Genomic DNA, 25364 nt, shown 5'->3' with positions numbered 1-25364 from the left:
GTCGCCATAGGATTGACCGCAACAGGTCTTCGAGGGGGCAGATCATGGGCGATCCGCTGTACGTCAATACCGAGGGTGTGCTGGGCATGGCCCGGGTGCACGACGCGGTCGCGGCTGGGCTCGGTCAGCTCCAGAACGGCGCGGGTCTCGGTCAGTCGGTCGGCCCCGCGGCGACGCACGGGCTGATCGCCCACGGCATGAATACGGCGCTCGGTGGGGTGATGGCGCGACGCGACAGCATCCTGCAGTCGACGGGCGCGGCCGGCCAGCAGATGTCCGAGCAGTTGCACCGCGCCGCCGAGGCATACCGGGCCGGTGACGAGCAGGGCGCGCGTGGGTTGTCTTCGGCCGCCGAGGGCATCCCGGGAGGCGGGGCCGGTGGCGGCGTCAGTGCCGGCACGCCGGGTGGGCTCGGCGCGGCGGTCCCCGGCAGCCCCGCCGCCGGGGGTGGCGACGTGGCGCAGACGCTCGGGCAGGTGGGCCAGCAGGCCGGCCAGATCGCCCAAGGCGTGGCGCAGACGTTGGGACAGATTCCGGGGCAGATCGCACAAGGCCTGACCGGGGTGCTGGGCGGGATCGCCAGCGGCCTGGGTGGCATCGAAGGTGTAGGTGCCGGGCACGCGGCGGGATCGGGTCTGGGCGGGCTCAGTGACGTGGATTCCGTTGGCGAACATGAGAAGTCGGATGCCGACGATCGGGACCGGGAGCGCCGGGATCCGGAGCGCCACGAAAAAGGCGAGGACGACAAGCGGATCCTGTCGGTCGAGCACCGTGGTCAGGCAGGTGACGCGGGTGAAGGCGAGGGCCCGGCGGCCGGTCCGTCGGGCGCCGGCGGTCCCCCGCCACGCCGCCCGGCCCAGACCCGGCCGCAGGACATCTAGGCCAGGCCTCGCCCGGCGGTTGACCCTGCGGTCAGGGTCCTGGTTACTCGCACTATTGCGCCCCAGCCGCAGAATCAACGCCACCCGGCATTCACCCTGCGGCCAGGGTCCACACCACTCGCACTTTCCCGCCCACACCGCAGAATCAACGCCATCCGGCATTCACCCTGCGGCCAGGGCTCACACCACTCGCACTTCTTCGCCCACACCGCAGAGTGAATCGCCTGTCTACGGCAGCGTCATCCGCCGCTCGATGCCGATCGCGTCGAGAAACCGCTCGTCGTGACTGACGACGATGAACGCACCGCGGTAGGCGTTGAGCGCGGACTCCAGCTGCGCAACGCTGACCAAGTCGAGGTTGTTCGTCGGTTCGTCGAGCAGCAGCAGGTGCGGCGCCGGTTCGGCGTACAGCACGCAGGCCAGCGTCGCGCGCAGCCGCTCGCCGCCAGACAGGACCGAGACCGGTAGATCAATCCTGTTGTCCTGGAACAGGAACTGCGCCAGCAGATGCCGCCTGCGCGTGATGTTGAGGGTCGGCGCCCAGGCCATCAGATTCTCCAGGACACTGCGCTGCTCGTCGAGCAGGTCGAGGCGCTGCGACAGATAGGCGATCCGGCCGCCACCCCGGGTCAGGGTTCCGATATCCGGTTGGAGGTCACCGTTGATCATCTTGAGCAGCGTGGACTTGCCCGCGCCGTTGCGACCGGCCAGGGCGATGCGTTCGGGTCCGCGGATGTCCAGGTCGATTCCGTTGTCGGCGAACAGCATCCGACCACCGCGCTGGATGTTGAGCCCGGTCGCGCTCAGCACCGTCCGGCCTGCGGGCACTTCCGTGTTCGGCAGATCGAGGGCGATGACGTCGTCGTCTCGCACCGCGCGTTCGGCGGCGTCGAGACGGGCGCGGGCGTCGTCGACTCGTTTTTCGTGCACCTCGTCGGCGCGACCTGCCGATTCCTGAGCATTGCGTTTGAGTTTCCCGGCAATGATTTTCGGCAGTCCGGCGTCTTTGAGGTTGCGGGCGGCGGTGCCGGCCCGACGGGCGGCGCGCTCCCGGGCCTGCTGCATCTGGCGCTTCTGGAGTTTGAGCTGCGACTCCGCGTTGCGCATCTCGTCGACCGCAGCACGTTGCGCATCGGCGACCGCGTCCTGGTAGGCGGTGAAATTGCCGCCGTAGAACTGGACGTCGCCGTCACGCAGTTCGGCGATGCGATCCATGCGGTCGAGCAGTGCACGGTCGTGGCTGATCAACAGCAAGATGCCCGGATAGCGGTCCAGTTCGTCGTAGAGCCGTTGCCGCGCAGCGGAATCCAGATTGTTGGTGGGCTCGTCGAGCAGCAGAACATCGGGACGCCCGAGCAATTGCGCGGCCAGCCCGAGGGTGACGACCTCTCCGCCGGACAGGGTGCCGAGCACCCGGTCGAGGGGGACGTCGAGGCCGAGCCGCGCCAGCTGCGCGGTACTGCGTTCCTCGATGTCCCAGTCATCGCCGATGGCGGTGAACACCGCCTCGGAGGCGTCACCGTCCGCCAGTGCCGTCAGGGCCGCCAATATGGGTGCCACGCCGAGTATTTCGGCGACAGTCAGGTCGGTTGCGAACGGCAGCGTCTGCGGCAGGTAGCCGAGAGAGCCGTCGACGGTGACGCTGCCGCCGGTCGGTTGCAGCTCTCCGGCGATGAGTTTGAGAAGCGTGCTCTTACCCGCGCCATTGGGGGCGACAAGTCCGGTATGACCGGCACCCACGGTGAACGACAGGTCCGAGAACAGCTCGGTGTCGTCGGGCCAGGAGAACGACAAATGGGAACACGTGATAGAAGACATGCAAAAGCTCTCGTGAGAGTGACAGGGCGAGGGCGTACTCCGGTTATCCGGAGATGTCTTCTCCCAGCATGTTTTCGGCCCACCTCGGTTGACAGCAGTTGCAAGACCCACAGTACTCACGGGCGCAACTGATTAATCTCCGCTCAGTACCCGCGCAGCTGATCCAGCTGCCGCCGTTCACGTTTGGTGGGCCGGCCCGCGCCCCGGTCGCGGACGGGCACGGCAGGCATCGTCTCTTTGGCGGGTGGCGGCGGACTGCGGTCGATCAGGCACTCGGGGACGACGGCGGCGCCGACCCGCTTGGCGATGGGCCGGATGACCTCGACGATGCGCTCGCGGCCCTCGAGCCGGACGCGCACCTCGTCACCCGGACCGACCAGCTGCGCCGGTTTCACCGTGACGCCGTTGACGCGCACATGCCCGGCCCGGCAGGCCGCGGCGGCCAGGGACCGGGTCTTGGTGATCCGGACGGCGAAGATCCAGCTGTCGACGCGAACGCTACTCAACTTGTCAGGTACCGCCGCAGAATGTCGGTGACCGCGGTGATGTCCGCCGTCGTCACCCGCTCGTCGACCTTGTGCGCGAGGTTCGGGTCGCCCGGCCCGTAGTTGACGGCCGGAATGCCAAGGGCGGCAAAGCGGGCCACGTCGGTCCAGCCGTACTTGGCCCGCACCTGTCCCCCGGCCGCGGCGACCAGCGCGGCGGCGGCCGGCTGCGTCAGACCGGGCAGGGCACCGGCGGCCGAGTCGGTGAGCTCGATGCGCACGTCGAGACCGGCGAACACCTCGTGGACGTGCGCGAGGGCCTGCTCGACGCTGCGGTCCGGGGCGAACCGGAAGTTGACGGTGACCGAGCCGGCATCCGGGATGACGTTGCCGGCGATACCGCCGTCGATCCGGACCGCGGACAGGCCCTCGCGGTACACGCAGCCGTCGATGTCCACCTGCCGCGCCTGATAGCCCGTCAACCTGTCGAGGACGGCACCGAGCTTGTGAATCGCGTTGTCGCCCAGCCACGATCGCGCCGAATGTGCGCGGGTACCGGTGGCGTGGACGATGACGCGCAGGGTGCCCTGGCAGCCGGCCTCGATGAGGCCGCCCGAGGGCTCACCCAGGATGGCGACGTCGGCCTTGAGCCAGTCGGGCAGTTCACGTTCGATGCGGCCGAGGCCGTTGGCGCTGGACTCGATCTCCTCGCAGTCGTACATGACCAGGGTGATGTCGTGTGTCGGCTCGGCGACGGTGGCGGCCAGATGCAGGAACACCGCGTCGCCGGCCTTCATGTCGGAGGTACCGCAGCCCCAGAGTTCTTCGCCGACGAGGCGACTGGGCAGGTTGTCCGCGGCCGGGACGGTGTCGGTGTGCCCGGCCAGCAGCACGCGCGACGGCCGGCCCAGGTTGGTGCGGGCCAGGACGGCGTCGCCGTTGCGGATCACCTCGAAATGCGGGGCCTGGGCCTTGAGCGCGGTCTCGATCTCGTCGGCGATGAGCTGCTCGTGCCGCGATTCGCTGGGAATGTCGACCAGCGCGGCGGTCAGAGCGATCGGGTCGGCGGTGAGATCCAGCATTCAGCCAGGTTAGTCGGTGGGCCGAGTCAAGCGACGGCGCGCAGGGCCCGGATGGCCGGTGCCGTCGAGGCGCCGAGCAGCGTCGAGCGGTCGGCCGGGTAGCGGACGTCGATGACGGCGTCGTCGCCGAACCGGTAGGGCTTGCCAAGGATCAAGCCCGCCAACTGCTTTCGCATCCGGGACAGCTCGGCCCGCACCGTCACCACCCGACTCCGGTCGCCGTACAGGTCCTCGGCGAGTTCCGATGCCGACCTCCCGTTCCGGTGGATCGCCAGCACCAGCAGGATTTCGGCGTGCCGCAGCGAGATGTCGTGGCGCCACCCACCGAACTGCCCGGCCATCTCCAGCACCGGCGCACCGCGCAGGTCCAGCACGACGCGGGTGGCGGTCGCGTCGTCGTCGGCCGCGGCAACCGATGGCCGGACCAGCCATCCGCCGGGCAGAATCTCGACGTCGCACCGCCCGAGGGTCGGGATCCAGGCACGCCCCGGGGCCAGTTCGTCGGGCAGCAGAATCCGGTTGTGCAGCGGCATCTGGTCGACGGCGGCGACCCAGCCGTCGGCGTCGACCGCCAGCGCGGGAGCGCCGATGCGGGCCAGGATCGGCGCGGCGACCATCCGCAGCCGGTTCAGCGTCCCCTCGTGCTGCTCGCGCAGGTGCGCTTCGGCCAGCCGGGCCACCGCGTCGACGAGCGCGACGGTGGTGGGATGCACCGTCGCGGCCGGGCCGGAGACGTCGACGACGCCGATCACCTGGCCGGTGCGCGGGTCGCGGACCGGGGCGCCGGCGCAGGTCCAGGCATGGTGGCTGCGCAGGAAATGCTCGGCGGAGAACACCTGCACCGCCCGGTTGGACGCCAGCGCGGTCCCGATGGCGTTGGTGCCGACGGCACCCTCGCCCCAGTTGGCGCCCTCGACGAAGCCGAGCCGGTCGGCTTTGCCGAGCACGGCCGCGGACCCGGACCGCCACAGCACCCGGCCCCGCGCGTCGGCCAGCACCAGGATGTTGTCCCCTTCGGCGACAATGGATTCCAGTCCGCGTGACACGTCGTCGAGCACGGCGAGCAGACCCGATGACTTGCGCAGCGCATCCAGCCCGGACGCTTCGATGACCGGCGGGATGTGGGTGTCGGGGTTGACGCCGCGGGCCAGCATCCGCTGCCACGACTCGCCGATCACGTCCCGGGGCCGCGCCGGGGCCCGCCCTCCGGACATGGTCGCGTCGTAGACAGCCGACATCAACCGCGCGTAACTGCGCGGGTCCTCACCAACTGCTACCGCTGGTTCAGGCACGGCCGGGCTCTGCATCATCGCCGATTGTGCTCCGCATGTCAGCGATAAACCAGACCGCCGTCGATCAGACCGGCCTGCCCTGTCATGTAGTCGGCATCGGGTCCGGCCAGGTACGAGACGAACCCGGCGACGTCATCCGGTGTTTCCGCACGGCCCAGGGCTATCCCGCCGACGAACTTCGCGTACGTCTCGCCGACCGGAGCGCCGGTGAGTTCGGCGAAGCGCTTATCGATCTCGACCCACATGTCGGTGCCCACCACTCCGGGGCAGTAGGCGTTGACGGTGATGCCGTCGGCGGCGTGCTCCTTGGCGGCGGCCTGGGTCAGGGCGCGCACGGCGAATTTGGTGGCGCTGTACGGCCCGAGCATGGCGAAGCCGTCGTGCCCGGCGATCGACGAGGCGTTGATGATCTTGCTGATCTTGCCGTCCGCCTGGTTCCCGAGTTCCTTGAATTTCGCCACGGCGGCCTGGATGCCCCACAGCACGCCGTCGACGTTGATCGACCACAACCGCTGCAGATCCTCGGGCGTGACGTCGGCGAGCGGGCCCACCAACGCGACACCGGCGTTGTTGACCATGATGTCGAGGCCGCCGAGTTCGGTTGCCACATAGTCGACTGCGGCGAACACCTGATCCCGCTGACTGACGTCAGCGACGAAAGTGGTGAATTTGCAGCCGATCTCGGATACCTCGGCGGCCACCTCCGCCAGCGGATCGGCTTCGACGTCGACGAGCGCGACGTCTGCGCCGTCACGCGCGAGCCGCAGCGCGATACCGCGCCCGATGCCACGTCCGGCCCCGGTGACAAGGGCTACCTTCCCTGCCAATGTCATTGCTGTTTCTCCGCTCATCGCGTCGGGTCGACCAGAACCTTCATCTTGTTCCCCGCATGCAGGGCCTCGAATCCTTCGGCGACCACATCACCGATCGGAATCTGGGCCACCCATCCGCTGGTGTCGTAGGCGCCCTGCGCCATCAACGCGATGACGGCCTCGAAGTCGGCGCCGGTGTAACACAGCGAGCCTTGGATGCGGGATTCGTTCATCACCAGGTTCAAAAGTGGTGTCTGCAGCGGCTTTTCGTAGATCGCGACGCTGACCATCGGCTTGCGGGAGCCGACGCAGGCAAGTGCCGTCTCCACCGCGGGAGTGACGCCGGCGGCGTCGAACGCCGCGTCGGCCCCGGCGCCGTAGGTGTGGTCGGCAATGAAGCCGGGCACGTCGGTGACCGTCGGGTCGAGCGTGACGGCACCGAGTGCTTCGATGGCGGCCCGCCGCGTCGGCGACGGCTCGACGACAAAAATCTCCTGAAGTCCCTTGCCGCGCAAGGCGAACCACAATCCGATGCCGATGGGACCGGCGCCGAATACCATCGCGGTATCACCGGGTTTGACGTCACCGAGCGTCGCCGCGTGGTAGGCCACCGACATCGGTTCGACGAGCGCACCGAGTTCCAGCGAGACGTTGTCGGGCAGCCGGTGCAGCATGTTCGTCGGCACCACGGTGTATTCGGCCATACCGCCGTCGGACATCAGGCCGTGGAAGCCGATCTGCTGACAGACGTTGTAGTTGCCCGCCGCGCACGGGCCGCAGTGGCCGCATTTGTAGATCGGTTCGACGGCCACCCGGTCGCCCTCACGCCAGCCCGTGACGCCGGCGCCGACGGCGGTGATGGTGCCGGAGAACTCGTGGCCCAGCGTGAGCGGCAACTCCTGATGGGTCAGGGGATGCGGCTGCGTGGGGACGAAGATGGGGCCGGCGTAGTACTCGTGCAGGTCGGTGCCACAGATGCCGTTGAAGCCGATCTGTAGTTGCACCTGGCCTGGGCCTGGCGCCGGGATGGCGACGTCCTCGACCGAGACTTTGTTGGGACCGTAGTAGACAGCTGCTCTCATGCGACCAGTTGTATGTGACCGGGGCCACACCTCGACAGAGTTGCAGGAGGTTGCAACGCTGCAACGTGGTGCAACTCTTGTCCGAGGTTGTGCTCTGGCTGTGTCCTGAGTCACATGACCGCAACACTGGAACCAACTACCGCCGTCTCACCGCAGCAGCGCGTCGAGACCTGGCTCGCCAACTTCGAGGCGGCGCTGGCCGCACAGGACATCGACGGCGCCGTCGGGATGTTCGCCGTCGACAGCTTCTGGCGCGACCTCGTCGCCTTCACCTGGAACATCAAGACCGTCGAGGGTCGCGACCAGATCGCGGACATGCTGCGCACCCGGCTGGCCGACACCACCCCGTCCGGCTTCCGGACACGTGAACCCGCCACGGCCGACGGCGACGTGACGTCGGCGTTCATCGAGTTCGAGACGGCCACCGGGCGCGGCTCGGGACACCTGCGGCTGCGCGGCGACGAAGGCTGGACGCTGCTGACGACGCTGCAGGAACTAAAAGGGCACGAGGAGCGCAAGGGCGCAACGCGCGTGCTCGGCGCCGTGCACGGATCCGATCCCGACCCGCGCTCGTGGGCCGAGAAGCGCGCCGAGGAAGAGGCCACACTGGGACGCGAGAAGCAGCCCTATGTGCTGGTGATCGGCGGTGGCCAGGGCGGCATCGCCCTGGGTGCGCGGCTGCGGCAACTCGGGGTGCCGTCCATCGTCGTCGACAAGCACGAGCGGCCCGGCGACCAGTGGCGCAAGCGCTACAAGTCGCTGTGCCTGCACGACCCCGTCTGGTACGACCACCTGCCCTACCTGCCGTTCCCGGCCAACTGGCCGGTGTTCGCGCCGAAGGACAAGGTCGGCGACTGGCTGGAGTTCTACACCAAGGTGATGGAGGTGCCGTACTGGTCGCGAACCGAATGCCTCTCGGCCACTTACGATTCCGAAGCGGGCCGGTGGACCGTCGAGGTCAATCGCGACGGTGAGCGCATGACGCTGCACCCGACACAGCTGGTGCTGGCGACCGGCATGTCCGGGAAGCCCAGCATCCCAACGTTGCCCGGCCAGGACATCTTCGCCGGACAACAGCACCACTCGAGTCAGCACCCCGGCCCGGACCGGTACGTCGGCAAGAAGGTCGTCGTGGTGGGTTCCAACAACTCGGCACACGACATCTGCAAAGCCTTGTACGAGAACGGCGTCGACGTGACGATGCTGCAGCGCTCGTCGACGCACATCGTCAAGTCGGATTCACTGATGGAGCTCGGTCTCGGCGACCTGTACTCGGAGCGCGCGGTGGCCGCCGGCATGACGACCGAGAAGGCCGACCTGACCTTCGCATCGCTGCCCTACGCCATCATGGCCGACTTCCAGCGGCCCATCTACGACGCAATTCGCGAGCGGGACAAGGACTTCTACGCACGGCTGGAGGCCGCCGGTTTCGAGTTGGACTTCGGCGACGACGACTCCGGCCTCTTCATGAAGTACCTGCGGCGTGGCTCGGGCTACTACATCGACGTCGGCGCGTGCGAGCTGGTGGCCGACGGTTCGATCAAGCTGGCGCACGGCCAGGTGTCGCACCTGACGGAGAACGCGGTGGTGCTGGCCGATGGCACCGAGCTGCCGGCCGACGTCGTCGTCTACGCGACGGGCTACGGCTCGATGAACGGCTGGGCCGCCGACCTGATGGGCCAGGAGATCGCCGACCGGGTCGGCAAGGTGTGGGGCCTGGGCAGCGGGACCGCCAAGGACCCCGGCCCGTGGGAGGGCGAGCAGCGCAACATGTGGAAGCCGACGCAGCAGGAGAACCTGTGGTTCCACGGCGGCAACCTGCACCAGTCGCGGCACTACTCGCTGTACCTGGCGCTGCAGCTGAAGGCCCGCTACGAGCGCATCCCGACACCGGTCTACGGCCTGCAGGCGGTCCACCACCTCCAGTGAGCCGCGGTTCTCCCCGCGAGCAGACGTAAAACTGTCTTTTCAACGGCGAAAACGACAGTTTTACGTCTGCTCGCGAGTGGGTGGCGACCCCAGCTCGCGAGTGGGTGGTGACCCCAGGTCGCGAGTGGGTGGTGCCCCCAGCTCAGCGCTGGTTCAGTAACCTTGGCCAACGTGACTTCTTCTTCTGGTGCATCCGGCATCGGCATCGCCACCATCACCGCCGACGGAACCGTCCTCGACACCTGGTTCCCGGCACCCGAACTGAACGCCGACGCCGCGGCCGGCCCGGTCCCCGCTGAGCTGGAAGCCCTCGTCGGCACCGATGAGGACCGCGGCGTGCGCACCGAGGTCGTGCGCACCACCATCGCCTCGCTCGACGACAAGCCCGCCGACGCGCACGACGCCTACCTGCGGCTGCACCTGCTGTCGCACCGCCTCGTCGCGCCCCACGGCGCCAACATGGACGGCATCTTCGGCCTGCTGACCAACGTGGTGTGGACCAACTTCGGCCCCTGCGCGGTCGAGGGCTTCGAGACCGTCCGCGCCAAGCTGCGTCGTCGTGGCACGGTCACCGTTTTCGGCGTCGACAAGTTCCCCCGCATGGTCGACTACGTGCTGCCGACCGGCGTGCGCATCGCCGACGCCGACCGCGTCCGCCTGGGCGCGCACCTGGCGTCGGGCACGACCGTCATGCACGAGGGCTTCGTCAACTTCAATGCCGGCACGCTGGGCACCTCGATGGTCGAGGGCCGCATCTCCGCGGGCGTCGTCGTCGATGACGGCTCCGACGTCGGCGGCGGCGCGTCGATCATGGGCACGCTGTCGGGCGGCGGCAAGGAGGTCATCTCGGTGGGCAAGCGCTGCCTGCTGGGCGCCAACGCCGGTCTGGGCATCTCACTCGGCGACGACTGCGTCATCGAGGCCGGCCTGTACGTCACCGGCGGCACCAAGGTGACCACCGCCGACGGCCAGACCGTCAAGGCCAAGGAGCTCTCCGGCTCGAACAACCTGCTGTTCCGCCGGAACTCGGTCAGCGGCGCGGTCGAGGTCGTCAAGCGCGACGGCACCGGCATCACGCTCAACGAGGCGCTGCACGCCAACTGACCGGCTGTACTTCGGAAAAGGGCCGCTCGGCAACGCCGGGCGGCCCTTTCTGTATGCCGGCCAATCGTAGGGATTTCCCTTATATCGAGTCTCGCGGGCCGTCGATAGCGTCAGTGACATGCCTTGAAAAGGGCGAACATCGTCACGACTGCGTAGGGGCCACCATGGGCAGCAGAATACGAACACTCAGCCGATACCTCGCTGCCGCAACGGTTTCCGGGGTCATGTTCCTACCGGTCCCGACGGCCGGCGCCGACGTGCTGCCCAACGGCCTCGACGTCACCTGCCAGGTCATCAAGGACACCACGGCCAGTTGCCTCATCGCAGGTTGCCCCCGCGTCCACGGGGACTATGTGGTCGACGCCGTGCACATCATCGCCTACAGCTATCAGGTCGAGAAAGAATTCAAGTGCATCAACGGCGGTAGGGCCACCTACACCACGACATTCAAAGATTTCGGGCCGCACACGATCCACCTACAGGCTTGCCGCAAGAAGGACCTCGAAGGCGACTGGTGCGGCCCATGGTCGGACTACACGTTCAACGCTCCCGCGCCGGCCCCAGCGGCGCCCGCTCCGGCCCCGGCTCCGGCACCTGAGCCGAAGCCGATCAAATGCACGGCGGGCCGGGTCCTCGTCGGCGACCAGTGCGTCGCCGCGCCGCAACCACCGGAAGCACAGCCACCCCACGACGCCGTCACCATGAACGTGAGCACCGGCGGGCTGGCCGGGGTCACGGTGAACGTCACCAATTCCGCGGACATCGCCGGCACGTGCACGTACGACGCCGTCGCCGACAACAAGCTGATCCCGCCGACCCACCGCCAGCTCAACCTGCCGGCCAAGGGCAATGCGAGCCTGCACATCGACGGCGTTCCGACCTTCAGCACCTACCAGGTGACCCTCGCCTGCCACGGCATCTTCAACGGCAAGGACGTCGAATTCGGTCACGTCCAACAGTCCGTGAGCTACTGAGCGACGCCCCTCAAGACTGCGCCGCCCACGGGCCGACGCCCGTCACCTTCTCGATGGTGATGCGGGTGAGGTACCCGGGCGGCGCGCCGGCCGGTGGGAACTGGCCGTTGAAGTCCGGCGCCATCACGTTGGTCAGCCGGGTCAGGACCTCGGGCGCCCCGCCCTCGACGATGCGGGCGGTGCCACTGATCGCGAGGTAGGGGTTCACCGATGCGGCGCCCCGGTCGGTGCCGACGATGGTCACCGCGACCCTGGGGTCGCGGCGCATGTTGCGCAGCTTCTTGTAGTCCGCGAGGTGCGCGCTGACCAGCTCGTCACCTTGCAGTTCGACCCACACCACCGAAACCTGCGGGCTGCCATCGGCATTCAGAGTCACCAGCGTCGCGTTGGCCCCATCCCCGATCAGGGCGCGGGCTTCGTCTGTGAGTTGCATGCGCTCTACAAGGCCGTGAAGACGTGCGGTATTCCCGCCGGGAAGTTGGAGGTTTTCCCCCAGGGACATCGGCGCACATTCATCGCTAGCGTCAATCCGGTGAGCACGACGACCGGCGACGCGGACACCTTGGCACCCACCGACCCCGACGAGACCTCGGCGCCCGAATGGACCGACGCACAGAAGCTGGCGTTCCGGCTGTTGTTCACCATCGGCGGCGGAATCCTGATCCTCTCGGTGTACGGCAATCTGGGCCTGAGCCTATTGATGGCCCCGCTTCTTCAGGGGCTCGCAAACCTGGGCAGTTTCGTCACCCGCGGCGAGGGCGCACACCTGAACATCAACGGCGGCGCTGATTCGATGGCAGAGTGGTGCCTGCACCTCGGCTGGATCCTGGTGGCCCTGTTGATCACCGCGGTGTGGACTGCGCTGGACCGGCAACGGCCCAACTACCGCAGCCTTGCCGCACTGCTGCTGGTGTTCGCCCGGTTCGGGCTGGCCGTCTCGATGCTGCTCTACGGTCTGGCCAAGCTCATTCCGACGCAGATGGCCTACATGATGCTGCCCGGCTATCAGATCCAGATGGTCGGCGACGTCAGCATGATGAACACGCTGTGGGGTTTCATGGGCGCCTCGGACCCCTACTCGATGGCCACGGGTCTGGTCGAATTCGTCGCCGGTGTCCTCTTGCTGTGGCGGCGAACGTGGCTGCTGGGCGCGCTGATCGCGATCGTGGCCATGGGCCAGGTGTTCCTGCTCAACCTCTTCTACGACGTCCCGGTGAAGCTGGTGTCCGGCGCGCTGTTGTTCATCGCCGTCGCGATCACCACGCCGTACTGGCAAAGCCTCGCTCGAACGGTATTCCAGCGTGGCACTTCCGAACCGGTCGTGCTGTGGCCGGCGTCGGGTTCGGGCAGGCGGTGGTTGCGCCGGACCGGCACCGTGGCGAAGTTCACCATCGCAGGCGTCGTCACCGTGCTGGTCGCGACGTTCGGCGTCGTTACCTACCAGCAAATTCGGCACGGGGAATCGGACATCGACGGAGTCTGGCGCGCAACGTCATTCACGGTGGAAGGCCAACAGGCGACGCTGCAGCAGACCTCGCCGGCGCCGTGGACGAATGTCGCGATCGCCGACCGGGTCGGCGACTATACGAGCTTCGTCACCCAGGTCCCGGCGGGCTACGTGACCGTCTACCAGTTCGAGATCCGCGGCGACAGACTGGAGATCAAGAAGCACGAATCGAATCCGCCCACCGTGCTGAACTTTCGCCTGGACGGTCCCGACCGGCTGATGTTGACCGGCACGGTTGACGGCAAGCACATCGAGGGCGACTACCAGCGACGGCACATGCAGCGCAGCGAATCTCACTTCCGGCTGATCCAGCCGGAGACCGAGAACGGACCGGCGAGCCGGCTGCCCTAGCCGCTAGACGAGGAGCTTCTTCTGCACCTTGCCCATGGCGTTGCGGGGCAGGCTGTCGACGAGGCGCACCTCGCGCGGCCGCTTGTGCACCGAAAGCTGTTGCGCGACAAAGTCGATGAGTTCCTGCGCCGATGCGGAGCCGACCACGAAGGCGACGATCCGCTGGCCCAGGTCGTCGTCGGGCACGCCGACGACCGCGGCCTCGGACACGCCCGGGTGGCCCAGCAGGACGGTCTCGATCTCCCCGGCGCCGACCCGGAAACCACCGGACTTGATCAGGTCCACCGACTCTCGCCCGACGATGCGATGCATGCCCTCGGCGTCGACGACGGCGACGTCGCCGGTGCGGTACCAGCCGTCGTCTCCCAGCACTTCGGCCGTCGCCTCGGGCCGGTTGAGGTACCCGCTGAACAGCGTCGGCGCGGAAACCTCCAGGCGGCCAATGGTTTCCCCGTCGTGCGGAACGGGCGACCCGTCCTCGGCGACCAGCCGGGTCTGCACGCCGTCGAGCGGCAACCCGACCCAGCCGGGCCTGCGGTCACCGTCGACCCGGGTCGACAGGGTGATCAGCGATTCGGTGCTGCCGTAGCGCTCGACGGGCGCGTGCCCGGTGAGCCGCACGAGGTCGTCGAACACCGGCACCGGCAGCGCCGCACTGCCCGACACCAGCAGTCTCGCGCCCCGCAACGCCTCGGCGGCGGCAGCATCGGCCACCACGCGTGACCACACGGTCGGCACCCCGAAGTACAGCGAGCCACCCGCCGCGGCGTACGCGGCCGGCGTGGGTTTTCCGGTGTGCACGAAGCGATTTCCGATACGCAGCGAACCCAGAAGGCCGAGAATCAGGCCGTGGACGTGGAACAGCGGCAGGCCATGCACCAGGGTGTCGGCCGGGGTCCAGGCCCACGCTTTGGCCAGCGCGTCGATGTCGGCCGCGATGGCGCGGCGGCTGATCAGCACACCTTTGGGCAGCCCCGTCGTTCCTGAGGTGTACATGATGAGCGCCGTCGAATCCGGCGAGGGCTCGGCGTAGCGATGCCAGGACCGGGCGTGCAACCGCACCGGAATGACTGGTAATCCTTCGGCTTCGTCAGGCGTCTCCCCCAGCCACGCCTGCGCCCCGGAGTCCGTGATCATGTGCCGGCGTTCGGCAGCACCGACATCGGCCGGCACCGGCACCACCGGCACCCCGGCGATGAGGCAGCCGGCGATGGCCAGCACCGTCTTGGCGGTGGGCCTAGCCAGCACCGCCACGAGCGATGCGCCCGCGACCCGCTCGGCCACCGACGTCGCGGCCCCGACCAGATCGCTGCGTGAAAGGACCGCGCCGTCGATGCGTACCGCGTCTTCGAGGTCGTGTCCGGCGGCCACGGCGGCGGGGTTCAGAGAGGTCAGCAGCACATCGCGAGGCTACTCGCCTATTCGGATACAACGATCATTCCGCGGCAGAAAATTGTTCGCGGATGGTCGTCGGCGCCCCTATGTCCGGTGCCGCGGAGGTGGCACTTCTCCTGTTCGGAACGACAACCAGGGGCCACCGCCAACCATCCGCGATACTGGAGCTGTGATCGAACGCGTCGGCTCCCGTGAGGTCTACCGCAACGCCTGGATGTCGGTGCGCGAAGACGACATCCGCCGCCCCGACGGCACCACCGGCATCTACGGCGTGGTGGACAAACCCACCTATGCGCTGGTGATTGCCCGCGACGGCGACCGCTACCGGATGGTGGAGCAGTTCCGCTACCCAATCGGGTTGCGGCGCTGGGAGTTTGTGCAGGGCACCGCGCCGGGCACGTTGGGCGGCAACGAGCCCGCGCCCGCCGATCTGGCTGCCCAGGAACTCCGTGAGGAGACCGGGCTGCGCGCCGAGACGTGGGAGGTGCTGGGCCAGTTGGATGTCGCACCCGGGATGTGCAGCCAACGCGGCTGGGCCTACCTCGCGACCGGCATCACCGAGGGCGAGCACGAGCGTGAGCACGAAGAGCAGGACATGCACAGCGAGTGGTTCACCGCCGAGGAGATCGAGAACATGATCCGGCGCGGCGACATCACCGATGCGCAATCGTTGGCTGCGTGGACACTCCTGCGGTTGCACACGACGCGGTAAGGCGATCCTGCCAACTCGGGTAAACATCGCGCCACCTGGGATGACGCCGATTCGGGCGCCTGTTGATCTGGGCATAGCACCCCAGGAGGCAACGGCATGAAAACGATGACTAGTAGTACACGGCAGGCGTTGGGCCGCTACATTCTCGCAGGCGCACTCGGAGTCGGAATCCTGGTGTCCCCGATCGTGTGGTCATTCGCGGAGGACACGCAGAAGGCCCTACCGGAAACCGTTGTGGCAGCACACAACAACCACGGTATCGATCAGCTGCAGTGGCTCCAGGACATCCAGCCGCACGCGCAGGCGCCACGGGTCGACACCACGGTGCACCAGAGTCAGTAGTAGGCGGCCCCGACCGACGATGTTGCGCGAGAAGAATTTTCACACTTGATCTCAACTTAGGTTGAGGTTCTAGCGTCGAACGCATGACCCAACCTGAAGTGATAGTCGACCGTGTCGTCCTGCAGGACGGCTTCGTCCCAGTCATAGACATCAGCAGCGCGCGCACCGGCGACCCGGCGAACCGCCAGGCGGTGGCCGACGCGATCGGCCGCTGCTGCGAGACGAGCGGCTTCCTGCTCCTCGTGGGCCATGGCGTGCCCTACAAGGCCATCAGCGACGTCAACCGTGCCCTCCGTGAGTTCTTCGCTCTGCCACAGGCAGAGAAGGACCGGGTCCGGGCACTGCCCGGCGACCCACTGGCCCGTGGATTCAGCAGTGCGGGCAAGCTTTCGGCCACCAACGACGGCGCGGACGTCGAGGCCGAGCACCAGGCGCCGGACCGCGTCGAGAAGTTCGTCCACTTTCCGCTCGGCAACCCCGAGGGCCTGGGCGGCGACGGTTGGACCGATGAGCGGGTGGCCGTCGCCGAGCGGTGGCCCGAACTCCCGGGCTTCCGCGGCGCCTACGAGCGCTACTACGCCGAAATGGAACTACTGGCGACCGAGCTGTCCCGGCTCTTCGCACTCGCCCTTGGCCTGCGCGAGGATTGGTTCGACGCGTCGATCGACCGGCACAACTCCAACCTGATGGCCAACTACTACCCGGCCGACAATCGGCCGGCGGGCGAAATCCGGCTGAGCCAGCACAGTGACTGGGGCAATCTCACGATCCTGTTGCAGGACGAATCTCAGCGCGGGCTGCAGGTTCTCAATAACCACGGCGAATGGCTCGATGTGCCTGTGGTTCCCGGCGCGTTCGTCATCAACATCGGCGACCTGCTCGCGCGGTGGACCAACGACCGCTGGGTCAGCACCGTGCACCGCGTGGTGAGCAACGGTGCCGGCGGAGAGCGGTTCAGCCTGCCGTTCTTCCACCAACCCAACTTCGATGCCGTCATCGAGTGCATCCCCACCTGCGCGACAGCCGACAACCCGCCGCGCTATGAACCGGTGGTGTCGGGGCCGTATCTGCTCGACAAGTTCAAACTGGCCTACGCGCTCTGAGGACTCGACGTCACCGGAAGAGATTCTCCGACAACGGCGTCGGAGAGCCGAATCGGTGCGCCGTCACCGCGATCGCCTGCTCGTGCAGGAACGTCAGCAGCTCGACGCGCCCCGCTTCGACAACCGGCCCCGCGTAGAGCGCGATCCCGACATTGCCGGCGCTGTCGCGAGCGAACTGTTCGCGGCTGCCGCCGAGCAGGCGAACGCGGCCGGGCGCGTTGTCCCGCAGGGCGTTCCGCCACGACGGGGCATCTTCCGCCCGGCAGACGACGCCCGCGGTGGCCAGCGTGTCGGCAACCGACGGGTCGAGCGGAACCGGGGTGGAGAGGGTCACGCGGGAACCCGCGAGGATTCCCGCCCCGACGACCCGCAGCACGGCCGCCGGATCAGCATTCTCGGCGCGTACCGTCACCGGCACCGGCAGGTAGCGGAAGACGTTCTTCTCCGCCATCAGGGCGGACACATCGCGCGCGATGCCGAACTCCGTCGCCCAGGCATGTGCGTCGGATCCGAAGGACCGCTCGAGGAAGTCCAGTGCCCCCGGGTCCGGCGCGAAAGTCTTTGCGGCGTCGAGGATCGTGCGCACCGACGGTGAGATGGCGGCCGTCCGGGTCGCCGGCGCGGAACGCCAATCACTCAGCCCGATCAGGTAATTCGGACCACCGGCCTTCGCGCCCGCACCGACCGCCGACTTCTTCCACCCGCCGAAGGGCTGCCGCCGCACGATCGCCCCGACGGTCGAACGGTTCACATAGGCATTGCCGGCCTCGACGCGGTCGAGCCAACGTTCGATCTCATCGCGGTCCAGGCTGTGCAGGCCCGCCGTCAGGCCGTAGTCGACCTCATTCTGAATGGCCATCGCCTCGTCGAGGTCATCGGCGGCGATGAGGCCCAGGACCGGACCGAAGTATTCGGTGAGGTGGAACTCCGAGCCGCGCCGCACGCCGGTCTTCACTCCCGGTGACCAGAGCCGTCCGCTGTCGTCGAGTCGGCGCGGCTCCACCAGCCACTGCTCACCCGGTGCGAGCTGCGTGAGGGCCCGCAGCAGCTTGCCGTGGGCGGGTTCGATGATGGGTCCCACCTGCACGGTCGGGTCTGACGGATAGCCGACCTTCAGCGACGTGACGGCGTCGACGAGCTGGTCGCGGAACCGCGCGGAGCGGGCAACCGAGCCCACCAGAATGCCGAGCGACGCCGCCGAACACTTCTGTCCGGCATGCCCGAAGGCCGAGTACACCAGGTCTTTGACCGCGAGATCGAGATCGGCATGCGGGGTGACGATGATGGAGTTCTTGCCGCTGGTCTCGGCCAGCAGCGGCAGGTCGGGCCGGAAGCTGCGGAACAGTTCCGCGGTCTCGAACGCGCCCGTGAGGATCAGGCGGGCGACCCGCGGGTCGGATACCAATTGCGTCCCGAGCTCGCCCTCGTCGAGGTGCACCAACTGCAGCACGTCGCGCGGCACGCCGGCGTCCCAGAGCGCTTGCACCATGACGGATCCGCACCGCCTGGCCTGGGTGGCGGGCTTGATGATGACGGGGCTGCCCGCGGCCAGCGCGGCCAGGACCGATCCGGCGGGGATCGCCACCGGGAAGTTCCAGGGCGGTGTGACGACGGTCAATCCCGCCGGTGCCGCGACGGCACCGTCGACAATGTCGAGGTTTTCCGCTTGCGCCGCATAGTAATTCGCGAAGTCGATGGCCTCGGAGACCTCGGGATCACCCTGATCGAGCGTCTTGCCGCACTCGGACGCCATGACCTCCAGCAGTACCGCCCGCCCCGCCTGCAACGTCGCGGCCGCACGCCGAAGGACCGCTGCCCGTTCGGCACCGGTCAACGCAGCCCATGTCGCGCCTGCCGTCACCCCGTCGGTGATGATCCCGTCGAGCGCGCCCGCGCTCGACACGGTGTGCTCGGCAACCAGCTCGACGCCGGCTGTCGACGCGGCGACCCGCTCGGTGATCGCCCGCCCCCACAGCCGGTTTCCCGGCAGTGCCGGATCGGTGTCGGCGACATTCGCGAAACCGCCGGCCGGGCTCATCGCCGCGCGCGGATCGTCGGTACGACGATCCTGGCGACGGTTGGGTACCGGAATGACAGTCTCAGCCACGAGATCCGCGAGCGACGCGACGAACCGGTCCTTCTCGCGCTCGAAGAGCGCTTGGTCGTCGTGCAGCTCGAACACCGCGGACATGAAGTTGTCCTGGCTGGCGCCCTCCTCCAGCCGGCGCACGAGGTAGGCGATCGCCACGTCAAAGTCCTTGGGGTGCACCACCGGTACGTACAGCAGCAGACCGCCGACGGTGCGCCGGACGGCTTCGGCCTGCGCCTCGGCCATCCCGAGCAGCATCTCGAACTCCACGCGATCCCGGACGCCGCGACGGCCGGCGAGCGTCCACGCATAGGCGATGTCGAAGAGGTTGTGCCCGGCGACGCCGATGCGCACGTTCGCGGCATGCTCGGGCTGCAGTGCGTAATCCAGCACCCGCTTGTAGTTGGTGTCGGTGTCCCGTTTTGTCGGCAGGGTCGCCACGGGCCAGTCGTGCAGCGAGGCCTCCACGTGTTCCATCGGCAGGTTGGCGCCTTTGACCAACCGCACCTTGATGCCGGCGCCGCCCCGTTCACGGCGCGCCCGAGCCCAGTCCTGCAGGCGCATCATCGCGCTCAGCGCATCGGGCAGATACGCCTGCAGCACGATCCCGGCTTCGAGGCCGAGCAGTTCGGGCCGGTCGAGCAGCTTGGTGAACACCGCGATCGTCAGCTCCAGGTCGCGGTATTCCTCCATGTCGAGGTTGATGAACTTCTTCGTCGGCGCGGTCGCCGCCTGGGTGAACAACGGCAGCAGGTTGGCCGCGATGTGGTCGACGGCGTCGTCGAACGCCCACGGCGAGTGCGGGGGCACGGTGGCCGAGACCTTGATCGACACGTAGTCGACGTCGGGACGGGCGAGCAGCTGTTCAGTGCCCTTCAGCCGGCGGGACGCCTCGGCCTGGCCGAGCACGGCCTCACCGAGCAGGTTGATGTTGAGGCTGACGCCACGATTGCGGATCCGTGCGATGGACCGTCCGAGGCGGGCGTCGGACGCGTCGACCAGCAAGTGACCGACCATCTCGCGCAACACCTTCCGGGCAACCGGGATGACCAGACCGGGCGCGATCACCGATACCAGGGCACCGAGCTTGATCAGCAGCCGTTCATGCAGCGGCAGGAAGCCAGGGGCGTTGCGCGCGAGGGCGCGCAGGTTGGCAGCGGCGACCTTGTGGTCTTCGGGCCGGATCACGCGGTCGACGAAGCCGACGGTGAAATCCAGGCCATGTGGATCGCGAAGGACGTCCGCCAAGCGCCGGCCGGCCGAGGGGGCGGGCAGGCGGGCGGCCTCGTCGAGCCAGGACCGGACCTGGCCCACCACCTCGTTCAGCAGGTCGTCCTTTTCACGGCTCAGCTGTGTCATCTGCCCATCATGAGCGTGTTGGACACTTAAAATAAAGCGATGTTTTCTGACATGAAAGTTTAAGTAGAGATGAAACATCAGCGTGCCGATCTGCTCGACACCCGCAGGCTGCGCCTGTTGTACGAGCTGAGTCTGCGCGGCAAGTTGTCCGAGGTCGCCGAGGCGTTGCACCAGAGCCCGTCGTCGATATCGCAGGCGTTGAGCCAGCTCGAGCGCGAGGTCGGCGTGCCGCTGTTGGAGAAGGTCGGGCGGCGGCTGCGGCTCACCCCGGCTGCCGAGGTGCTGGTCGAGCACACCGCGGTCATCCTGGCGCGGCTCGAGCAGGCCGCCTCCGACGTCGCGGTACAGAGCGACGAGGCGTCCGGCACCGTCCGTCTGGCCGTCTTCCAATCGGCCGCGTCGGCCTTCATGCCACAGATGCTGACGGAGTTGGCGACGCGCCATCCGCGGCTGCGCGTGACGATGTCGCAACGAGAACCGGAGCAGGCGCTCTACGAGACCTGGCTGCGCGAGTTCGATCTGGTGATCGCCGAGGAGTATCCGGGCCATGCCGCACGTGCGTATCCCGATCTGCACCGGGCACCGCTGACCACCGACCTGCTGCGGCTGGCCGTACCACCGAGCGGAGAGCCGTGGGACCGCATCACGTCGGTCGAAGACGCCGCCGACCTGCCGTGGACCATGGAGCCCGAAGGCACCGCTTCCCGGCACTGGGCCGAACAGCTTTGTCGCCGAGCAGGTTTCGAGCCCGACGTGCGCTTCGAAACCGACGACCTGGAAGCCCAGATCGCGCTGATCGAGAACGGCAACGCCGTCGCCATCCTTCCCGACCTGATGCGGGTCCGGCGCCGTCCGGCAGTACGCGTCGTCGACGTCGATCCGCGTCGGCGTGTGGTGTTCACCGCGACGCGGACCGCCATCAGCAAGACACCGGCCATCGTGGCGTGCCGTGCCGCTCTTGCTTCGGCAGTGCCGGCGCAGCTCGACGTGGATTGAGGCGCTAGATCGGAGTTTCCTTGGTGTCGTTGACGAAGCGGTTCAGCAAGACACCGAGCTGACGCAGATCGTCGGCCGTCCAGTCCGCGAGTGCGCGCGCCAGGTGTTCGCGACGGACGTCCTGCAGCGCGTCGGCCGCACGTTGTCCCGCTTCGGTGACCTGCACGATGGACACCCGCCCGTCGTTACCGTCGGCATGCCGGGTGACGTGGCCGGCGTCGACCAGGGCCTGGACGCGCCGCGTGGTCATGCCGACGTCCATGTGCGCCGTGGCAGCCAATTGCCCGACAGCCTGCGGCCCTTCGTCGATCAGGACCCGCAGCAGCGCGTAGGACGGCTGGGACAATTCGGTGTCGGCACTGGTGGCCTGTCGCTTGAAGGCCGCACGGCTCAGGCTCAACCGCACCACCTGCGCGAGGGCGGCACTGATCGAATCCACCGATTCCATCTTGCGTTTCGATGCCCTAATCGACGCCATCGCCCGCTCCGTTCCGCAGGTCCCGGACGCAGGACCGCACCGGTTCATCCTCGTTCTCGTCCGCACCGACCGGCGGTAACACCACCCCGCCCGCGATGCCGTCGTACTTGGCACGCAGCAGATTCGGCAGTTGATCGTATCGCCCGGTCGTTACCAACTGGTCGAGCACGGCGTCGCTGAGCACAGTCGGTAGGTCGTGCCACCGTTGCTGTTTGATGAGGGCACGAAGGTCGTCGGCCAAGCCGTGCCAGCCTTTTCTTTTCAGGGTCGCCGCGTACGCGGGCGTCGAGAGCAGGAACGCCAGCATCCGGCGTTGCCGCTCACGGTCCTGCTCGACCAGCAGGTCGGTACTGCCGGTGGCAACGGCAGCCGACGCCACGAGAGTCGGCAATCCGGAGCGGCCGGCATCCTCCGCGCCGCGCCGAAGCGCCGGGCGCACAACCTCGCTCAGGTAGTCCGGGTCGGAATTGGTGGAATGCGTGACAACGCCGTCCGCCACCCCGCCGGCCAGTTCACACATCCGAGCATTGACCGCGCCCAGCCAGATCCGTGGTGGCGCCATGTCATTCGGCCCCGGGTTGAAGTACGGCTGCAGGCGTGTGATGCGGTAGGCGTCACCCTCGTGCTGCACGGGCCCACCAGTTCTGAAGGCTTCGAAGATGCCTTTGAGCGCACTGACGTAATCGACCATGCGCGCCCGCGGTTCGCTCCACGGCATACCGAAGCGGTCCTCGATGTTCTGCCGGATCTGCGTGCCGAGACCCAGTTCGAACCGCCCGCCGGAGAAGGTCTGGAGGTCCCAGGCCGCATATGCGGTGAGCATCGGGCTACGGACGAAAGCCAGGGTGACGGCCGTCCGGATCGTCAGTCGCTCAGTGTGTTCGGCGGCCAGCAGTGCCACGGCCAGCGAGTCGTGCGTCGTCTCGGCGATGTGCAGGCCGTCGAAGCCGAGTCGCTCGATCCGGCGCGCGTAGGCCGGCACGTGGGTCAGCGGCAACTCGGGCGACATCGCGGCGAACACCTGCATACGCCAGGACGCTAGCCAGCCTGGTTGACATTGTCAATTGATTGACAAAGTCAAATACCTCTCCTTACGGTGGCGACAGACCCATTCCGACTCCACGGCTCGAGGAACACCTGTGTCGCGTTTCTACTTCGACTGGTCCAACTACGTCACGATGCTTCGCCTACTGCGGCGGGACGCCCGTTCCCAGCGGCGGTGGGTACCCTTTGTGCGATTCGCCGTCGGCGTGCCATTGGTGGCGGCACTGCACGCACTGTGCTTCGCACTCGACCCGATCTTGTTTCCGGCGTTGCGCCGCACCGAGGTTCGCGCTCCGACGTTCTGCATCGGTCACGCGCGTAGCGGGACGACGTACCTGCACCGCTTGATGGCGCAGGACCCGCAGTTCAGCTACGCCCTGATGTACGAGCTGTTCTTTCCGTCGCTACTGGAGAAGAAGCTGCTGCGCTTGCTGTTTCGCGTCGACGCCGCGACCGGCGGACGCTTGCGCCGGCGGCTCGACGACATCGAGGAACAGGTGTTCGCCCCTACCGAGGACATCCACAAGACGGGTTTCTTCGTCCCTGAGGAAGATGACGCATTCCTGACGTGGTCGCTGAGTTCCGGGTTCTGGATCGTCGCGTTCCCCTACATGGGCGAGCTGGACTTCTATCACGTCGACCGGTGGCCGGCCCGGAAGCGGCTTCGCCTGATGGCGTTCTACAGGGAATGCGTCCGGCGTCAGATCGCGCTGCGCGGTGGCGGCACCCACCTGAGCAAGAACCCGACGTTCTGCGGACGGGTGGAGACCCTGATCGAGGTCTTCCCCGACGCGAGAATCATTGTGCCGATGCGTAATCCGTACGAGACGATTCCCAGCCTGCTCAAGCTGATGCAGACCGAGTGGTCGCTCCGCGGGCGCGATGGCCGGCTGATTGCCGGCTCGCTGCGGGTTCTGGCCGACCAGTCGGTCGACACCTATCTGCACCCGCTCGAAGTGCTGGCACGTCACCCCGAGGTGCGGGCGAGCGTCGTCGACTACCGCGAGCTCGTCGGCGCACCGTCGGCGACCATGCGCCGCGTCTATGACGACCTCGGACTCGTCGCCGGTCCGGAAGCCGACCAGGCTTTCACGGCCGCCGAACGCCGTCCCGGCCACGAGACCACGCATCGGTACAGCCTCGCCGAGTTCGGGCTCGATCCGCACGACATCCACCGGCGCCTTGCCGGCCTGTTTGACGAATACCACTGGGACAACGAAGAAAAGGACGCTCATGTCAGCTGAACTCGAATCCGTGCGCGCAGCGTGGACCGACATGATGGCCGCGCTCGGCCGGGCGCGCGATGCGGTCGACTCCCCCGAACTGCACGCGCCGCCGGCCACCCCACTCGGCGTCGCGGAAGGTTACCGGTATCTCATGGGTTTCGCGTTCAGCGCCATCGAACGCGCCTTCTCCGAAGACCCCGAGTTTCCCTACTTCCGGCGCGCCATCCAGCCCATCGACAAGGCCACCATCGACAACGCCGATGCGCTCTATCTGTCGGCAGCCATCGACGGCAGCCGGAATTACCGCATTCGCGGCAAGCTGGCGGGGCCAAAACCGCCGCAGTACATGATCTTCGAGACGCACACGGTGTACGCCGGCGACACCGGCTCCCTGTCCGAGCTCGGCCCGGGCGGGCGCGTCGTCACCGGCATGCTGGACTCTGCAGCGCTTGTCGTCGACGACGATGGCCACTTCGAGATTCTGCTGGCGCCGCGGCCGCCGGCCGGCCACACCGGCAATTTCATCGCCACCGCGACCGAAGACGCGAACGCCGGATATGTGATCGCTCGCATCCTCTTTCACGATTGGGAGCACGAAGCCTGCCCAGACCTCCACATCGTGCAGATCGGTGCCGAGGGAACACATCCCGCGACGCTCACACCGTCGTCCACGGCGACCCGCCTGCGGCGGATCGGTGACCTCGTCGAGAACCAGATGAAGTTCTGGAATGAGTTCTACGACGTCGTCCTCGAAGCCCACGGCGACAAGAACGGTGACGGCATCACCTTCATGCCGCGCAACGCGCTCAACGCCCCTATGCCCGCCAACCTCGCGACGGGCGGCGGCCAGTGCACCAATGTGTATTCCGGCGGCACTTACGATCTGCGGCCCGACGACGCGCTGCTGGTAGAGCTCAATGTTTCTGTGTCGCCGGCGTATCTGGGCTTCCACCTGTCGAATCTGTGGGGCGAATCGCTCGACTACGCCAATCACGTCAGCAGCCTCAACGGCTTTCAGACCGAGCCCGACCTGGATGGCCGGCTGCGCTACGTCATCACCGATGTCGACCCGCAGGTGCCGAATTGGCTTGACACCGCCGGACATTCGCAGGGCTTCCTCACGGTGCGGTGGACGTACAGCGAGCCGCCGGCGGAGTTGCCCACCGCGACCGTGACGGTGGTCAGCCGCGACGAGGTGCGCAAGCACCTACCCGAAGCCACCCGGACCGTCAGCGCCGACGAACGTCGCGAACAGATCCGGATCCGGCAGGAACACGTCCAACGGCGCTACCGCCAGTACTGA

At 67.5% G+C, this 25364-nt stretch carries 22 protein-coding genes; 11 read left to right on the top strand and 11 right to left on the bottom strand.

Annotated elements, in window-relative coordinates; translation table 11 throughout:
- Window positions 1–44 precede the first annotated feature (44 nt).
- Window positions 45–881, top strand: a complete 837-nt coding sequence (locus ACJEIK_RS06100) for a type VII secretion target (protein ID WP_409431192.1) — start codon at window positions 45–47, stop codon at window positions 879–881.
- A 228-nt stretch (window positions 882–1109) separates the two neighbouring features.
- On the opposite strand, the gene abc-f is transcribed toward ACJEIK_RS06100, so the two are convergent.
- From abc-f to ACJEIK_RS06070, 6 genes are all read right to left on the bottom strand, one after another.
- Window positions 1110–2699, bottom strand: a complete 1590-nt coding sequence (abc-f, locus tag ACJEIK_RS06095) for a ribosomal protection-like ABC-F family protein (protein WP_409431191.1) — start codon at window positions 2697–2699, stop codon at window positions 1110–1112.
- 143 nt (window positions 2700–2842) lie between these two features.
- The gene (locus ACJEIK_RS06090; protein WP_212812647.1) at window positions 2843–3205 is read right to left on the bottom strand and encodes an RNA-binding S4 domain-containing protein; all 363 of its coding nucleotides are present in this window, start codon (window positions 3203–3205) and stop codon (window positions 2843–2845) included.
- Complete coding sequence (gene dapE / locus ACJEIK_RS06085; RefSeq protein ID WP_212812648.1) at window positions 3202–4266, bottom strand: succinyl-diaminopimelate desuccinylase; 1065 nt, start codon at window positions 4264–4266, stop codon at window positions 3202–3204. The genes ACJEIK_RS06090 and dapE overlap by 4 nt, the downstream gene beginning before the upstream one ends.
- A gap of 26 nt (window positions 4267–4292) precedes the next feature.
- Entirely contained in the window at window positions 4293–5573 is a 1281-nt protein-coding gene (locus ACJEIK_RS06080; protein WP_133425588.1) for a GAF domain-containing protein, read from the bottom strand.
- A 23-nt stretch (window positions 5574–5596) separates the two neighbouring features.
- Window positions 5597–6391 carry an acetoin reductase gene (locus ACJEIK_RS06075; protein ID WP_133425587.1) on the bottom strand — a complete coding sequence of 265 codons (795 nt, stop codon included), beginning with the start codon at window positions 6389–6391 and terminating at the stop codon, window positions 5597–5599.
- 14 nt (window positions 6392–6405) lie between these two features.
- Entirely contained in the window at window positions 6406–7452 is a 1047-nt protein-coding gene (locus tag ACJEIK_RS06070) for a 2,3-butanediol dehydrogenase (RefSeq protein ID WP_133425586.1), read from the bottom strand.
- A 114-nt stretch (window positions 7453–7566) separates the two neighbouring features.
- On the opposite strand from ACJEIK_RS06070, the gene ACJEIK_RS06065 reads away from it, so the two are divergent.
- The 3 genes from ACJEIK_RS06065 (at window position 7567) to ACJEIK_RS06055 (ending at window position 11459) form a co-directional block, all read left to right on the top strand.
- Entirely contained in the window at window positions 7567–9381 is a 1815-nt protein-coding gene (locus tag ACJEIK_RS06065; protein WP_267324855.1) for an NAD(P)/FAD-dependent oxidoreductase, read from the top strand.
- Window positions 9382–9552: 171 nt separating this feature from the next.
- Window positions 9553–10485: a 2,3,4,5-tetrahydropyridine-2,6-dicarboxylate N-succinyltransferase gene (gene dapD, locus ACJEIK_RS06060; RefSeq protein WP_064860512.1), complete on the top strand. Its 933-nt coding sequence runs from the start codon at window positions 9553–9555 to the stop codon at window positions 10483–10485.
- 224 nt (window positions 10486–10709) lie between these two features.
- A complete protein-coding gene (locus tag ACJEIK_RS06055) occupies window positions 10710–11459 on the top strand; it encodes a hypothetical protein (RefSeq protein WP_138249636.1) in 750 nt (249 codons plus the stop codon).
- 10 nt (window positions 11460–11469) lie between these two features.
- On the opposite strand, the gene ACJEIK_RS06050 is transcribed toward ACJEIK_RS06055, so the two are convergent.
- Window positions 11470–11892 carry a PPOX class F420-dependent oxidoreductase gene (locus ACJEIK_RS06050; protein WP_064860496.1) on the bottom strand — a complete coding sequence of 141 codons (423 nt, stop codon included), beginning with the start codon at window positions 11890–11892 and terminating at the stop codon, window positions 11470–11472.
- Window positions 11893–11991: 99 nt separating this feature from the next.
- Here ACJEIK_RS06050 and ACJEIK_RS06045 point away from each other — a divergent pair, with 99 nt between their 5' ends.
- Entirely contained in the window at window positions 11992–13317 is a 1326-nt protein-coding gene (locus ACJEIK_RS06045) for a hypothetical protein (RefSeq protein ID WP_267324854.1), read from the top strand.
- A 3-nt stretch (window positions 13318–13320) separates the two neighbouring features.
- Here ACJEIK_RS06045 and ACJEIK_RS06040 read toward each other — a convergent pair whose 3' ends face one another.
- Window positions 13321–14718: an acyl-CoA synthetase gene (locus ACJEIK_RS06040; protein ID WP_064860497.1), complete on the bottom strand. Its 1398-nt coding sequence runs from the start codon at window positions 14716–14718 to the stop codon at window positions 13321–13323.
- A 163-nt stretch (window positions 14719–14881) separates the two neighbouring features.
- Here ACJEIK_RS06040 and ACJEIK_RS06035 point away from each other — a divergent pair, with 163 nt between their 5' ends.
- The 3 genes from ACJEIK_RS06035 to ACJEIK_RS06025 all read left to right on the top strand — a co-directional run bounded on the left by ACJEIK_RS06035 (window position 14882) and on the right by ACJEIK_RS06025 (window position 16869).
- Window positions 14882–15424, top strand: coding sequence for an NUDIX domain-containing protein (locus tag ACJEIK_RS06035; RefSeq protein WP_374704289.1), 543 nt, complete (start codon window positions 14882–14884; stop codon window positions 15422–15424).
- Between the two features lie 105 nt (window positions 15425–15529).
- Window positions 15530–15766, top strand: a complete 237-nt coding sequence (locus ACJEIK_RS06030; RefSeq protein ID WP_409431190.1) for a hypothetical protein — start codon at window positions 15530–15532, stop codon at window positions 15764–15766.
- 83 nt (window positions 15767–15849) lie between these two features.
- Window positions 15850–16869, top strand: coding sequence for an isopenicillin N synthase family dioxygenase (locus ACJEIK_RS06025; protein WP_409431189.1), 1020 nt, complete (start codon window positions 15850–15852; stop codon window positions 16867–16869).
- A 10-nt stretch (window positions 16870–16879) separates the two neighbouring features.
- Here ACJEIK_RS06025 and ACJEIK_RS06020 read toward each other — a convergent pair whose 3' ends face one another.
- Window positions 16880–20317 carry a bifunctional proline dehydrogenase/L-glutamate gamma-semialdehyde dehydrogenase gene (locus ACJEIK_RS06020; protein ID WP_267324853.1) on the bottom strand — a complete coding sequence of 1146 codons (3438 nt, stop codon included), beginning with the start codon at window positions 20315–20317 and terminating at the stop codon, window positions 16880–16882.
- Between the two features lie 69 nt (window positions 20318–20386).
- On the opposite strand from ACJEIK_RS06020, the gene ACJEIK_RS06015 reads away from it, so the two are divergent.
- Window positions 20387–21313 carry a LysR substrate-binding domain-containing protein gene (locus ACJEIK_RS06015; protein WP_409431188.1) on the top strand — a complete coding sequence of 309 codons (927 nt, stop codon included), beginning with the start codon at window positions 20387–20389 and terminating at the stop codon, window positions 21311–21313.
- A gap of 4 nt (window positions 21314–21317) precedes the next feature.
- Here the strand turns inward: ACJEIK_RS06015 and ACJEIK_RS06010 are convergent, their stop codons facing one another.
- Together ACJEIK_RS06010 and ACJEIK_RS06005 are read right to left on the bottom strand one after the other, a co-directional pair.
- Window positions 21318–21761, bottom strand: coding sequence for a MarR family winged helix-turn-helix transcriptional regulator (locus ACJEIK_RS06010; RefSeq protein ID WP_267324952.1), 444 nt, complete (start codon window positions 21759–21761; stop codon window positions 21318–21320).
- Window positions 21762–21777: 16 nt separating this feature from the next.
- Window positions 21778–22818: a TIGR03617 family F420-dependent LLM class oxidoreductase gene (locus tag ACJEIK_RS06005; RefSeq protein WP_323848575.1), complete on the bottom strand. Its 1041-nt coding sequence runs from the start codon at window positions 22816–22818 to the stop codon at window positions 21778–21780.
- Window positions 22819–22969: 151 nt separating this feature from the next.
- Here ACJEIK_RS06005 and ACJEIK_RS06000 point away from each other — a divergent pair, with 151 nt between their 5' ends.
- Entirely contained in the window at window positions 22970–24079 is a 1110-nt protein-coding gene (locus tag ACJEIK_RS06000) for a sulfotransferase (protein ID WP_323848628.1), read from the top strand.
- On the top strand, window positions 24069–25364 hold the full coding sequence (locus ACJEIK_RS05995; protein ID WP_267324851.1) for a DUF1214 domain-containing protein: 1296 nt from the start codon (window positions 24069–24071) through the stop codon (window positions 25362–25364). The genes ACJEIK_RS06000 and ACJEIK_RS05995 overlap by 11 nt, the downstream gene beginning before the upstream one ends.

The sequence above is a fragment of the Mycobacterium sp. SMC-16 genome, assembly GCF_046250085.1.
GTDB classification, from domain to species: domain Bacteria; phylum Actinomycetota; class Actinomycetes; order Mycobacteriales; family Mycobacteriaceae; genus Mycobacterium; species Mycobacterium phocaicum.
Note: the sequence above shows the minus strand (reverse complement) of the source record. Positions and strands in the feature narration are given on the sequence as shown.